The organism is Streptomyces sp. NPDC050418 (assembly GCF_044458745.1).
Lineage (GTDB): Bacteria > Actinomycetota > Actinomycetes > Streptomycetales > Streptomycetaceae > Streptomyces.
In genome coordinates this window covers 429,235-442,661 of sequence record NZ_JBITIG010000005.1, presented here as the reverse complement: position 1 = coordinate 442,661, position 13,427 = coordinate 429,235, and the positions used below count along the sequence as shown (strand labels likewise).

General features: G+C 72.2%; 9 protein-coding genes. 5 read left to right on the top strand and 4 right to left on the bottom strand.

Annotated elements, in window-relative coordinates; translation table 11 throughout:
- Nucleotides 1-161: 161 nt before the first annotated feature.
- The 4 genes from serC to ACIBI4_RS14720 all read right to left on the bottom strand — a co-directional run bounded on the left by serC (nt 162) and on the right by ACIBI4_RS14720 (nt 5,886).
- The gene (gene serC, locus ACIBI4_RS14735; RefSeq protein ID WP_399204189.1) at nt 162-1,280 is read right to left on the bottom strand and encodes a phosphoserine transaminase; all 1,119 of its coding nucleotides are present in this window, start codon (nt 1,278-1,280) and stop codon (nt 162-164) included.
- 98 nt (nt 1,281-1,378) lie between these two features.
- The gene (locus ACIBI4_RS14730) at nt 1,379-2,338 is read right to left on the bottom strand and encodes an EamA family transporter (protein WP_399204188.1); all 960 of its coding nucleotides are present in this window, start codon (nt 2,336-2,338) and stop codon (nt 1,379-1,381) included.
- A gap of 131 nt (nt 2,339-2,469) precedes the next feature.
- Nucleotides 2,470-5,268, bottom strand: a complete 2,799-nt coding sequence (locus ACIBI4_RS14725; protein WP_399204187.1) for an FAD-binding and (Fe-S)-binding domain-containing protein — start codon at nt 5,266-5,268, stop codon at nt 2,470-2,472.
- A gap of 45 nt (nt 5,269-5,313) precedes the next feature.
- Complete coding sequence (locus ACIBI4_RS14720) at nt 5,314-5,886, bottom strand: dihydrofolate reductase family protein (RefSeq protein WP_399204186.1); 573 nt, start codon at nt 5,884-5,886, stop codon at nt 5,314-5,316.
- Between the two features lie 188 nt (nt 5,887-6,074).
- Here ACIBI4_RS14720 and ACIBI4_RS14715 point away from each other — a divergent pair, with 188 nt between their 5' ends.
- The 5 genes from ACIBI4_RS14715 to ACIBI4_RS14695 all read left to right on the top strand — a co-directional run bounded on the left by ACIBI4_RS14715 (nt 6,075) and on the right by ACIBI4_RS14695 (nt 13,401).
- Nucleotides 6,075-6,875, top strand: a complete 801-nt coding sequence (locus tag ACIBI4_RS14715) for a TIGR03084 family metal-binding protein (protein WP_399204185.1) — start codon at nt 6,075-6,077, stop codon at nt 6,873-6,875.
- A gap of 140 nt (nt 6,876-7,015) precedes the next feature.
- Nucleotides 7,016-8,653 (top strand): acyclic terpene utilization AtuA family protein, encoded by a 1,638-nt coding sequence (locus ACIBI4_RS14710; RefSeq protein ID WP_399204320.1) that lies wholly within the window; start codon nt 7,016-7,018, stop codon nt 8,651-8,653.
- A complete protein-coding gene (locus ACIBI4_RS14705) occupies nt 8,650-10,248 on the top strand; it encodes an acyl-CoA carboxylase subunit beta (RefSeq protein ID WP_399204183.1) in 1,599 nt (532 codons plus the stop codon). The genes ACIBI4_RS14710 and ACIBI4_RS14705 overlap by 4 nt, the downstream gene beginning before the upstream one ends.
- 28 nt (nt 10,249-10,276) lie before the next feature.
- Nucleotides 10,277-12,247, top strand: coding sequence for an acetyl/propionyl/methylcrotonyl-CoA carboxylase subunit alpha (locus ACIBI4_RS14700; protein WP_399204318.1), 1,971 nt, complete (start codon nt 10,277-10,279; stop codon nt 12,245-12,247).
- Nucleotides 12,244-13,401, top strand: a complete 1,158-nt coding sequence (locus ACIBI4_RS14695; protein ID WP_399204181.1) for an acyl-CoA dehydrogenase family protein — start codon at nt 12,244-12,246, stop codon at nt 13,399-13,401. The genes ACIBI4_RS14700 and ACIBI4_RS14695 overlap by 4 nt, the downstream gene beginning before the upstream one ends.
- The last annotated feature ends 26 nt before the right edge of the window (nt 13,402-13,427 follow it).

Here is a 13,427-nt window from a genome sequence, read left to right as displayed (position 1 = left end):
GCCCGCCCTTTGCCCACGTATTAGGGACGAAGGTCCCCCGCCTCGCGTCAGCGGTGGATAAGCGCCGTTAGAAGGCCTTGATGAATGCAACACAACCGCAATACGGCGGAGGGCCGGCACCCACAGGTGCCGGCCCTCCGCCGTGTCGTGCCGGGGTCGCGCTACAGCTTCTCGATCACGTAGTCGATGCAGGCCGTCAGGGCCTGGACGTCCGCCGGGTCGATCGCCGGGAACATCGCGATGCGCAGCTGGTTGCGGCCGAGCTTGCGGTACGGCTCGGTGTCGACGATGCCGTTGGCGCGCAGGACCTTCGCGACGGCCGCGGCGTCCACGTCGTCGTTGAAGTCGATCGTGCCGATGACCTGCGAGCGCTTGGCCGCGTCCGTGACGAACGGGGTCGCGTGCTTGCTGTCCTCGGCCCAGCCGTAGAGCCGGCCCGAGCTGTCCTTCGTACGGGCCGTGGACCAGGCCAGACCGCCCTGCCCGTTGATCCAGTCCAGCTGCTCGGCGAGCAGGAAGAGCGTGGTGAGGGCGGGGGTGTTGTACGTCTGGTTCTTGCGCGAGTTGTCGATCGCCGTCGGGAGGCTGAAGAACTCCGGGACGTGGCGGCCGCTCGCGTGGATGCGCTCGGCGCGCTCGATCGCGGCGGGCGAGAAGACGCCGAGCCACAGGCCGCCGTCGGAGGCGAAGGACTTCTGCGGGGCGAAGTAGTAGACGTCGGTCTCGGTGATGTCGACCGGGAGACCGCCCGCGCCGGACGTGGCGTCCACCAGGACGAGGGAACCCTCGTCGGCGCCCGCGACCCGCTTGACGGGGGCGGCGACACCGGTCGAGGTCTCGTTGTGCGTGTACGCGTACACGTCCACGCCCGCCTCGGCCTGCGGGTCCGGGTGCGTGCCCGGGTCGGAGGCGATCACGGTGGGCTCGGCCAGCCAGGGCGCGAGCTTCGCGGCCTTGGCGAACTTCGAGGAGAACTCGCCGAAGTTCAGGTGCTGGCTCTTGTTCTCGATGAGCCCGTGGGTCGCGACGTCCCAGAACGCGGTGGAGCCGCCGTTGCCGAGGATGACCTCGTAGCCCTCGGGGAGCTGGAACAGGTTGCTCACCCCGTCCCGTACGCGCCCGACCAGGTTCTTGACCGGGGCCTGGCGGTGGGAGGTGCCGAGCAGGGAGGTGCCGGTGGCGGCCAGAGCGTCGAGCGCTTCCGTACGCACCTTGGAGGGGCCCGCGCCGAATCGGCCGTCGGCGGGCTTGATGTCATTCGGGATCTGGATCTCAGCCACGAGGGGAGCCTAGCGGCTCGCGATGTACGGGGATGGGGTGGTCCATCCCGCGAGATGGGCGCTGACGCCCCCGTACCCCCGGCCGCCCGGCGCAGGACCTACAGCGAGGGTGACTGCTTGACCTGGGTCCGCACCGCTCCCATGCTCGCCACGATCACCAGGCCGATCGCCACGACCTGTGCCACGGCCAGGCCCTGGTCGAGCAGCAGGAAGCCCGCCGCCGCGGCCATCGCCGGCTCCAGGCTCATCATGATCGCGAAGGTGGAGGCGGGGAGGCGGCGCAGAGCCAGGAGTTCGAGGGTGTACGGCAGGACCGAGGAGAGGAGGGCGACACCGATGCCGAGCATCAGCGTGGTCGGCACGAGCAGCTTCGAGCCCGCCTCCGCGATGCCCAGCGGCAGCATCACCAGGGCCGCGACGGCCATCGCGAGCGCGAGCCCGTCCGCGGACGGGAAGCGCTGCCCGGTCTTCGCGCTGAAGACGATGTACGCGGCCCACATCGCACCGGCCCCGAGCGCGTACGCCGCACCCACCAGGTCGAGGGACCCGAAGCCGCCCGCGCCCCCGAGCAGGAGCACACCGAGCAGGGCGAGCCCCGCCCACAGCAGGTTGACCAGGCGCCGGGTGGCGAACACGGAGAGCGCGAGCGGGCCGAGCACCTCCAGGGTGACGGCCGGGCCGAGCGGGATGCGGTCGACGGCCTGGTAGAACAGCCCGTTCATCGCGGCGAGCGAGAGACCGAAGGCGAGCACGGTGCCCCAGTCCCGGCGCGAGTGCCCGCGCAGCTTGGGACGGCAGACGACGAGGAGGACGAGCGCGGCGGCGACCAGCCGCAGCGTCACCACGCCCACCGCACCGGCGCGCGGCATCAGGCTCACCGCGAGCCCGGCGCCGAACTGCACGGAGAGCCCGGCCGCGAGGACGAGCCCGATCGGGCCGAGATTCCCCTGCGTGCCGCGCTGCCTGAGCCGCCCGAACGCCCCGACGGCCTCGGGTTCGGCGACGGCAGCCCCCGCGGCGACCACGGTGGAGCGGTCGGTCCCGGGCTGTGCGTTCACGGTGGCTCCTGGAGAGGGCGGTGCATCATCTTGGACGGTGCATCATCTTGGACTGTCACGTCCAAGGTACTGGACTGAGTCAGGCTTGTAACCCCATTTTGAACGTGACACGGACGACTCCGCCCGGTGTCTCACGCACCGGCCCGCTCGTCCAGCGCCCGGGCGAGAACCTCCGCAAGATGAAAACCCCGCCGGCCGGCCAGCTGTTCCAGCTGCGTACGGCAGGAATAGCCGTCGGCGAGCAGGACCGCGTCCGCGGGCGCCTCCCGTACGGCGGGCAGCAGCTGGTCCTCCGCGCAGGCCACGGAGACCTCGTGGTGCCCGGGTTCGAAGCCGAAGTTCCCCGCGAGGCCGCAGCAGCCACCGCTCAGCTCACCGCTCAGCCCGGCCCGCTCCCGCAGCGCGCGCTCGGCCGTCTCGCCCAGGACCGCGTGCTGGTGGCAGTGGGTCTGGCCGACGACCGGGCGGTCCAGGCGGGGCGGGGTCCAATCAGGGGCGAGTTCCTCCAGGGCCTGGGCGAAGGTGCGGACCGAGGCGGCGAGGCGGTGGGCGCGCGGATCGTCGCCGAGGAGTTCCGGCAGGTCGGAGCGGAGGGCGGCGGCGCAGCTCGGTTCGAGGACGACGAGCGGCCGGTCCGCAGGGACCCGGTCGAGCGTGCGGCGCAGGACCGTACGGGCCAGGTCGAGCTGCCCGGTCGACAGATACGTCAGGCCGCAGCACACCCCTGACGGAGGCAGCGCGACGTCGAGCCCGGCCGCTTCGAGGACCCGGACGGCCGCGGCGCCGACGGAAGGCGAGAGGTGGTTGGTGAAGGTGTCGGGCCAGAGGGTCACGGCGGGGGCGGCCGAGGGGCGCTCCGGTGCGCGGTGCCGCCGGAACCAGCTGCGGAAGGTACGCGGCGCCAGGCGCGGGATGGCCCGCTCAGGCGCGATCCCGGCGATCCGTCCCGCGAGCGCGGCCAGCGGCTTCACCGCGACCAGCGCGTTCACCAGGCGCGCGAAGGGCGCCGCGAGCCGCAGCCGGCGCGGCAGCCGCCCGAGCGTGTAATGCGCGCGCGGCCGTCGCCGTCCCGCGTAGTGCTGGTGCAGGAACTCGCTCTTGTACGTGGCCATGTCCACGCCCACCGGGCAGTCCGAGCGGCACCCCTTGCACGACAGACACAGATCGAGTGCGTCCCGTACCTCCTCGGACCGCCACCCGTCGGTGATCACCTCGCCGGCGAGCATCTCGTGCAGCAGCCGCGCCCGCCCTCGCGTGGAGTGCTCCTCGGCGCCCGTGGCGCGGAACGAGGGGCACATCACGGCGCCCGGACTCGCGCTCGTATTACGGCATTTGGCGACCCCGACGCACCGGCGCACGGCCGCCGAGAAGTCCCCGCCGTCGTGCGGATAGCCGAACGCGACCGGTACCGGTTCGCGCGGGAGCGGTGCGAAGCGCAGGTTGGCGTCGAGCGGGTCGGGGCGCACCAGCATCCCGGGATTGAGCCCGTCGGCCGGGTCCCACACGCCCTTGACCCGCTCGAACAGCCGGACCAGCGGCTCCCCGTACATCTTCGGCAGCAGCTCGGCCCGCGCCTGCCCGTCCCCGTGCTCACCGGACAGCGACCCGCCGTGCGCGACGACGAGCCCGGCCAGTTCCTCCGAGAAGCGGCGGAAGCGCGCGATGCCCGGCGCGGTGAGGAGGTCGAAGTCGATCCGGACGTGGATGCAGCCGTCCCCGAAGTGCCCGTACGGCGTGCCGCGCAGGCCGTGCGCGGCCAGCAGCGCGCGGAACTCCCGCAGATACGGGCCCAGGCGCGCGGGCGGTACCGCGCAGTCCTCCCAGCCGGGCCATGCCTCCGCGCCGTCCGGCATCCGGGTCGCGGTCCCCGAGGCGTCCTCGCGGATCCGCCACAGGGCGCGCTGCCCGGCCGGGTCGGTGACGATGCTCGCGTCCGCCGCGTCGGCGGCCCGTACGATCCGCTCGCCGTGCGCCCGCGCCTCGGCCGCGCTCGCGCCGCCCGTCTCGACGAACAACCAGGCGCGGCCCCGCGGGAGTTGCCGCTGCGCCCCGCCGCGTACGAGATCGGCGGCCATCCCCTCCACGGTCAGCGGACCGTACGGAAGGAGCCCGGGCGCGGCCTCGGCGGCGGCGCTCTCGTCGGCGTATCCGAGGATCACGAGCGCACGGGACGCGGGCGCCTCGACCAGCTTGACGGTGGCCTCGGTGAGCACACCCAGCGTGCCCTCGCTGCCGCAGAAGGCCCGTGCGTGGTCCACCCCGTGCTCGGGAAGCAGCGCGTCGAGCGCGTACCCGGAGATCCGCCGCGGCAGCTCGGGAAATCCCGTGCGCAACAACGCGAGTTGCCCGTCGACGAGCGGCCGCAGCCCCTGCGGCGCGCCTTCCCAGCCCTGTCCGAGCGTGAAGCTCTCGCCGCCGTACGACAGCACCTTCAGGGCCCGTACGTTGTCGGCGGTCGTGCCCCACGCCACCGAGTGCGAGCCGCACGAGTTGTTGCCGATCATCCCGCCGAGCGTGCAGCGGCTGTGCGTGGACGGGTCGGGGCCGAAGGTGAGACCGTGCGCGCCCGCCGCGGTCCGCAGCCCGTCCAGGATCACCCCGGGCTGCACCACGGCCTCGCGGCGCTCCGGGTCGAGGTCGAGGATCCGGTCCATGTGCCGGGTGAAGTCGAGGACGACCCCGACTCCCGTCGCCTGCCCGGCGATCGAGGTCCCCGCCCCGCGCGCCACGACGGGCACCCGCCGCTCGCGGCAGATCTCCAGGACGGCCTCGACGTCCGCCGCGTCCCGTGGCGCCACCACCCCGTCGGGCACCCGCCGGTAGTTGGACGCGTCCATCGTGAACAGCGCCCGCTGCCCGGCCGTGAACGCCACGTCGCCCCGGACGGCGCGTTCGAGGGCCTGCCTCAACTCCTGGATGTCGTTGTCCATGCCCCTCAGGGTGCCCGCATCACCGAGGGGATACGGGGGACGGCGTCACCGGACGACGTCGAAGACCATCTTCTGGATGCCGTTGGAGTACGCCTGCTGCTCCACCAGCTTCAGCATCTGCTTGTCCTTGTCCGTGTCACTGAACAGGCGCTTCCCTGCGCCGAGCAGCAGCGGGAAGACCAGCAGGTGGTAGCGGTCGATGAGGCCGGCGTCCGAGAGGTTACGGCCCAGTTCGGTGCTGCCGTGCATGCTGATCGGCCCGCCCTCGGTCTCCTTCAGGGCGGCGACCTCGTCGAGCGAGCGCAGGATCGTCTGCTCGCCCCAGCCGTCGACCAGGTCCTCCTGCTTGAGGGTGGTGGACACGATGTACTTCGGCAGCGTCTTGTACCGCGTGAACTCCTCCATCGCGGGCCACACGGGGCTGAACGCCTGGTAGCTGGCCCGGCCGAAGAGCATCGCACCGGCCTCCTCCTGCTCCCGGCCCTTGAGCTCGTACGCCTCGGGCAGGAACTCCAGGTCCTTGAAGGTCCAGCCGGAGCTGCGGTGCCCGGGCTCGCCGCCGGGGGCCTCCATGACGCCGTCGAGGGAAACGAAGGCCGTGCTGATGAGGGTGCGCATGTCGCGGTCTCCAAAGAACGGGTGCGTTGGTTACACCCTCTCTGACGGCCGGGGTCCGCGAAAGTCATCGGTCGCACCGGTGCGCCGTCCGGAAAATTTCCAAGCACGCTTGCTTGTTTCTGGTCGCGCTGCCATGCTCGCCGCACACACCGACGTCCCGCGATGTCCCGTGAAGGGGAGTGCGTGCCGTGTCCGAAGTCGTGCGGGCTGTACTCGACGATCTGGCCCAGGAATCGAGCGAACTCGACGGGATCGTCGGCGAGTTGGGTGAGGCGGCCTGGCGGCTCGCGACGCCTGCCGAGGGATGGACCGTCGCGCACCAGATCGCGCATCTCGCCTGGACCGACCGCGCCGCACTGCTGGCCGTGACCGACCCGGAGGGGTTCGGTGCGGAGGTCGAGAAGGCGCTCGAAGCGCCCGACACCTTTGTGGACGAGGCCGCCGAAGACGGCGCGCGTCTCGCGCCCGCCGAGCTGCTCGCAGGCTGGCGCGGCGGACGGGAGCGGCTGCTCGACGCGTTGCGGGCGGCGCCCGGAGGGGTGAAGTTCCCGTGGTTCGGTCCGCCGATGAGCGTGGCCTCGATGGCGACCGGACGCCTGATGGAGACCTGGGCGCACGGACAGGACGTGGCCGACGCGCTGGGCGTGCACCGCGCGCCGACGGAGCGGCTGCGGCATGTCGTACGGATCGGGGTGCGGGCGCGGGACTTCTCGTTCCTGGTGCACGGGCAGGACGCGCCGGGGGAGGAGTTCCGGATCGAACTGCGCGCGCCGAGCGGTGAGTTGTGGACCTTCGGGCCCGAGGACGCGGCCCAGCGGGTGAGCGGCGACGCGTATGACTTCTGCCGCCTCGTCACACAGCGCGCCCACCGGGACGACGTCGACGTACGGGCCCAGGGCCCCGACGCGGACCGCTGGCTCGACCTGGCCCAGGCCTTCGCCGGGCCGCCCGGGAAGGGGCGGGCCCCCGAGGGCGGTGGGGCCCGGTGACGGGCGGCGCGGCGCCCTCGCCGTCTGCCTCGCCCTCGCCGACTCCTTCGCTCTTGCCCTCGCCGGCTCCCTCGCCCGATCCGGGCCGTCCGCTGCGGATCGCCAACGCGTCCGGGTTCTACGGGGACCGGCACGACGCGATGCGGGAGATGCTCACCGGAGGGCCGGTCGATGTCGTCACCGGGGACTATCTGGCCGAACTGACCATGCTGATCCTCGGCCGGGACCTGATGAAGGACCCGGCGGGCGGGTACGCGAAGACCTTCCTGCGGCAGTTGGAGGAGTGCCTCGGGCTCGCGCGCGAGCAGGGGACGCGGATCGTCGTCAACGCCGGTGGGCTGAACCCCGCCGGACTCGCGGCGAAGGTACGGGAGCTGGCGGACCGGGTCGGCGTCGCGACGCGCGTCGCCCACGTCGAGGGCGACGATCTGCGGGACCGCGGCTGGGGCGCGGGCGTGCTCACCGCCAACGCGTACCTCGGCGGCGGCGGGATCACCGCCGGTCTGCGGGCCGGCGCGGACGTGGTCGTCACCGGGCGCGTGACCGACGCGGCGCTGGTCACCGGGTCCGCGGCCTGGTGGTTCGGCTGGGACGGCGAGGCGTACGACGCGCTCGCCGGAGCCGTCGTCACCGGGCATGTCCTGGAGTGCGGGGCGCAGGCCACCGGCGGCAACTACGCCTTCTTCACCGAGCACGACCGCGCGCGGATGCTCCGCCCCGGCTTCCCGCTCGCCGAACTCTCCGCCGACGGCAGCAGCGTCATCACCAAGCACCCGGGCACGGGCGGCGTGGTCGACGTCGGCACGGTGACGGCCCAACTGCTCTACGAGACAGGGCCGGTGCGCTACGCCGGACCCGACGTCACCGCCCGCCTCGACTCCGTACGGCTGAGCGGTGACGGCCCGGACCGGGTGCGGATCGAGGGCGTCCGCGGAGAGGCACCGCCGCCCACGCTCAAGGTGGGGCTCAACCGCATCGGAGGGCACCGCAACCAGGTCGAGTTCGTCCTGACAGGGCTCGACATCGAGGCCAAGGCCGCCTTCGTACAAGCCCAGTTGGAGGAAGCGCTCGGCAAGCAGCGGCCTCAGGAGCTGCGCTGGGAGCTCGTGCGGACCGACCGCGAGGACGCCGCGACCCAGGAGACCGCGAGCGCGCTGCTCCGCCTCGTCGTACGGGACGCCGACCCCGAGCTCGTCGGGCGGCGGCTGAGCGGGGCGGCCGTGGAGCTGGGACTCTCCGGCTACCCGGGGTTCACGCTCACCGGGCCGCCCGGGCGCGGGGCGCCGTACGGGGTGTTCGAGGCCGCGTACGTACCGCAGGACGAGGTCACCCACGTGGCCGTGCTGCCCGACGGGACACGGGAGACCATCACCGCGCCGGCGGTCACGCGCGCACTCGACCCCGTACCGCCTCCGCGGCTGCCACCGCCGCTGCCCCGCGACGGCGGCACGCGTCGTGCCCCGCTCGGAAGGGTCGCCGGGGCGCGCAGTGGTGACAAGGGCGGGGACGCGAACGTCGGCGTGTGGGTGCGGTCGGACGCGGCGTGGCGATGGCTCGCGCACGAGCTGACCGTCGAGCGGCTCGTCGGACTTCTGCCGGAGGCCGAGGGGCTGACGGTGACGCGGCATCCGCTGCCCGAGCTGCGGGCCCTGAACTTCGTGATCGAGGGCATCCTCGGCGCCGGCGTGGCCGCACGGCACCGCTTCGATCCGCAGGCCAAGGGCCTGGGGGAGTGGCTGCGCTCCCGCCACCTGGACATACCGGAGGTACTCCTGTGACGGTCCTGCCGTCCGCACTCGACCCCGCGAGCCCCGACTACCGCGCCCACCGCGAGGCCATGCTCACCAAGCTCACCGAGCTGGAGACCGAGCACGCCAAGGCCCTTGCGGGCGGCGGCGAGAAGTACACCGAACGGCACCGCGGACGCGGCAAGCTCCTGGCCCGCGAACGGATCGAGCTGCTGCTCGACCCCGACACCCCGTTCCTCGAACTCTCCCCGCTCGCCGCCTGGGGCAGCGACTACCCGGTGGGCGCCTCGATGGTCACCGGCATCGGGATCGTCGAGGGCGTCGAATGCCTGATCACGGCCAACGACCCGACCGTACGCGGCGGCGCGTCCAACCCCTGGACCCTGAAGAAGGCCTTCCGCGCCCACGAGATCGGGCACGCCAACCGGCTGCCCTCGATCCACCTGGTCGAGTCCGGCGGCGCCGATCTCCCCTCCCAGAAGGAGATCTTCATCCCGGGCGGCGCCCTCTTCAAACACCTCACGCAGTCCAGCGCCGCCGGCATCCCCACCGTCGCCGTCGTCTTCGGCAACTCCACCGCCGGAGGCGCGTACGTCCCCGGGATGTGCGACCACGTGATCATGGTCAAGGAGCGCGCCAAGGTCTTCCTCGGCGGCCCGCCCCTGGTCAAGATGGCCACCGGCGAGGAGTCCGGCGACGAGGAGCTCGGCGGCGCCGAGATGCACGCCCGTACCTCCGGACTTGCCGACTACCTCGCGGCCGACGAGCACGACGCGCTGCGCCAGGCGAGGAGCGTCGTCCGCCGCCTCAACTGGCGCAAGGCGTACGAGGACCCGGGCCCCGCCGCGCCGCCGAAGTACGACGAGGAAGAGCTCCTCGGCATCATCCCCGGCGATCTCAAGATCCCCTTCGACCCGCGCGAGGTCATCGCCCGGATCGTCGACGCCTCCGACTTCGACGAGTTCAAGCCGCTGTACGGCCCGAGCCTCGTCACGGGCTGGGCACAGCTGCACGGCTACCCCGTCGGCATCCTCGCCAACGCCCAGGGAGTGCTCTTCTCCGAGGAGTCCCAGAAGGCCGCGCAGTTCATCCAGCTCGCCAACCAGCGCGACATCCCACTGCTCTTCCTGCACAACACCACCGGCTACATGGTCGGCAAGGAGTACGAGCAGGGCGGGATCATCAAGCACGGCGCGATGATGATCAACGCCGTCTCCAACTCCCGCGTACCGCACCTCTCCGTCCTCATGGGCGCCTCCTACGGCGCCGGGCACTACGGCATGTGCGGCCGCGCCTACGACCCGCGCTTCCTCTTCGCCTGGCCCAGCGCCAAGTCCGCCGTCATGGGCCCGCAGCAGCTCGCGGGCGTCCTGTCGATCGTGGCGCGCGCCTCCGCCGCCGCGAAGGGACAGCCCTACGACGACGAGGGCGACGCCGCGCTGCGCGCCATGGTCGAGCAGCAGATCGAGGCCGAGTCGCTGCCGATGTTCCTGTCCGGGCGGCTCTACGACGACGGGGTCATCGACCCGCGCGACACACGCACGGTCCTCGGCCTGTGTCTGTCGGCGATCCACACGGCGCCGTACGAAGGGGCGAGGGGTGGCTTCGGTGTCTTCCGGATGTGAGGAACCCATGGGACAGAGAGAGAGCCGGATGATCGCCAGCGTGCTCGTCGCGAACCGCGGCGAGATCGCCTGCCGGATCTTCGGCACCTGCCGCGACCTGGGCATCGCCACGGTCGCCGTGTACTCGGACGCGGACGCCGCCGCCCTGCACGTACGCGAGGCGGACACGGCCGTACGGCTGCCGGGGTCGGCGCCCGCGGACACGTATCTGCGCGGCGACCTGATCGTGAAGGCCGCGCTCGCGGCCGGCGCGGACGCCGTGCACCCCGGCTACGGCTTCCTCTCCGAGAACGCGGACTTCGCGCGCGCCGTCACCGACGCGGGCCTCACCTGGATCGGACCGCCGCCCGCGGCCATCGAGGCGATGGCCTCGAAGACCCGCGCCAAGGCCCTGATGGGCCTCGCGCCGCTGGACAAGGTGACGGAGGACGACCTGCCGGTCCTCGTGAAGGCCGCGGCGGGCGGCGGTGGGCGCGGGATGCGCGTCGTACGCCAACTCGCCGAGTTGGACGGTGAGTTGGAAGCCGCGCGGGCCGAGGCTCTCAGCGCCTTCGGGGACGGCGAGGTCTTCGTCGAGCCGTACGTGGAGGGCGGACGCCACGTCGAGGTGCAGATCCTCGCCGACACCCACGGCACCGTGTGGACCCTCGGCACCCGCGACTGCTCGCTGCAGCGCCGCCACCAGAAGGTCATCGAGGAGGCACCGGCCCCCGGGCTCACCCGGGCCCTGGAGGCCCGGATGCTCGACCTCGCGACGCGGGCGGCGCGCTCCGTGTCGTACGTGGGGGCGGGCACCGTGGAGTTCCTGGTCGCCGGGGACACGGCGCACTTCCTGGAGATGAACACGCGCCTGCAGGTCGAACACCCGGTGACGGAGGCCGTGTTCGGGGTGGACCTGGTCGAGCTTCAGCTGCGGGTGGCGGAGGGCGAGGCCCTGCCCGCGCGGCCTCCGTCGGCCACCGGGCACGCCGTCGAGGTCCGGCTGTACGCCGAGGACCCCGCGGCGGACTGGGCGCCGCAGACCGGCACCCTGCACCGCTTCGAAGTGCCCGAGGGGGTACGGGTCGATACCGGCTTCACCGGGGGCGACGCCATCGGGGTGCACTACGACCCGATGCTGGCCAAAGTGGTGGCGTACGCCCCGACGCGGGCCGCTGCCCTGCGCAGACTCGCGGGGGCCCTCACCCGTTCCCGCCTGCACGGACCGGTCACCAATCGGGACCTGCTGGTCCGGGCCCTGCGGCATCCGGAGTTCGTGGGGGGTGGCGTGGATACCGGGTTCTTCGACCGGTACCTGCCGGAGCTGGTGGCCCCCGCGGAGGGGGTGGTCGCGGAGGTGTACGGGGCTGCGGCCACTGCTTCTCTCCCCCACCCCGCCCCTTCCCGAAACTGGGGGCTCCGCCCCCAGACCCCCGCATCCGAACTTCGTTCGGATCGCCTCAAACGCCGGCGGGGCTGGGTCGGCGCCTGGCGGAATCTCCCCTCCCAGCCCCAGGTCAAGACCTACGAGGGCCGCACCCGGCACACGATCCGCTACTACCGCACCCGCACCGGCATCCACTTCCCCGACCTCCCCGAGGTCCGCCTCATCGAGGCAGAACCCGGCCGAGTCGCACTCGAAATCCACGGCATCCGCCGGGAGTTCCACATCGCCACGTACGGCGACGGAAAGGTCTACGTCGACACCCCGGGCGGCCCCACCTGGACCCTCACCGAACAGTCCAGGTTCCCCGAACCGGAGACCACCACCGCCCCCGGCGACCTGCTCGCCCCGATGCCCGGCACCGTCGTCCGCATCGCCGACGGGCTCGCCGCCGGGGTCGAAGTCGAGGCCGGAAAGCCCCTGTTGTGGCTGGAGGCCATGAAGATGGAGCACCGGGTCACCGCCCCGGTCTCCGGCACGCTCACCGTTCTGCACGCCGCCCCCGGCCGCCAGGTCGAGGTCGGCACCCTGCTCGCCGTCGTACAGCCCGTGCCCGAGGAGGAACCACAGACATGACCGTTCTCGAGACCCAGGAGCACAAGGATCTGCGCGCGGCCGTCGCCGCGCTCGGCGCCCGCTACGGCCGGGACTATCTGACCCGGGTCGTCCGCGCGGGCGGCCACCCCGAGGAGCTGTGGGCGGAGGCCGGCAAGCTCGGCTATCTCGGCGTGAACCTTCCCGAGGAGTACGGGGGCGGCGGGGGCGGGATCGCCGAACTCTCCATAGTTCTGGAGGAGTTGGGGGCCGCCGGGTCCCCTCTGCTCATGCTCGTCGTCAGTCCCGCGATCTGCGGCACGGTGATCTCCCGCTTCGGCACCGAGGCGCAGAAGCGCGCCTGGCTGCCCGGCCTCGCGGACGGCTCGCGCACGATGGCGTTCGGGATCACCGAGCCGGACGCGGGCTCCAACTCCCACCGCATCACCACGACCGCGCGACGCGACGGCGACGAGTGGGTGCTCACCGGCCGCAAGATCTTCATCTCCGGTGTGGACATCGCCGACGCCACCCTCATCGTCGGCCGCACCGAAGACGCCCGTACCGGGAAACTCAAGCCCTGTCTCTTCATCGTTCCGCGTGACGCCGACGGCTTTCAGCGCCACCCTGTCGACATGGAACTCCAGGCCGCCGAGAAGCAGTTCGAGCTCGTCCTCGACGACGTGCGGCTGCCCGCGGACGCGCTCGTCGGCGACGAGGACGCGGGTCTGCTCCAGCTCTTCGCGGGCCTCAACCCCGAGCGGATCATGACGGCCGCGTTCGCGATCGGCATGGGCCGCTACGCGCTCGCGCGCGCCATCTCGTACGCCAAGGAGCGCAGCGTCTGGAAGGAGCCGATCGGCGCGCACCAGGCCATCGCGCACCCCCTCGCGCAGGCGCACATCGCCCTGGAGTCGGCGCGGCTGATGATGCAGAAGGCCGCGTACCTCTACGACGCGGGCGACGACGCCGGCGCCGGTGAGGCCGCCAACATGGCGAAGTACACGGCCGGTGAGGCCTGCGTCCAGGCCGTCGACCAGTCCGTGCACACCCTCGGCGGCAACGGCCTCACCCGCGAGTACGGTCTGGGATCCCTCATCACCGCCTCCCGGGTGGCGCGCATCGCGCCCGTCAGCCGGGAAATGATCCTCAACTACGTGTCCCACCAGACCCTCGGTCTGCCCAAGTCGTACTAGGAAGCAGTCGTACCAGGAAGCGCTAC

Excerpts from the sequence above, each read along its gene's own strand:
- ACIBI4_RS14725 (WP_399204187.1), bottom strand. The coding sequence starts at position 5,268 with ATGGACAACGACATCCAGGAGTTGAGGCAGGCCCTCGAACGCGCCGTC.
- ACIBI4_RS14720 (WP_399204186.1), bottom strand. The coding sequence starts at position 5,886 with ATGCGCACCCTCATCAGCACGGCCTTCGTTTCCCTCGACGGCGTCATG.
- ACIBI4_RS14710 (WP_399204320.1), top strand. The coding sequence starts at position 7,016 with ATGCGGGAGATGCTCACCGGAGGGCCGGTCGATGTCGTCACCGGGGAC.
- ACIBI4_RS14700 (WP_399204318.1), top strand. The coding sequence starts at position 10,277 with ATGATCGCCAGCGTGCTCGTCGCGAACCGCGGCGAGATCGCCTGCCGG.
- ACIBI4_RS14695 (WP_399204181.1), top strand. The coding sequence starts at position 12,244 with ATGACCGTTCTCGAGACCCAGGAGCACAAGGATCTGCGCGCGGCCGTC.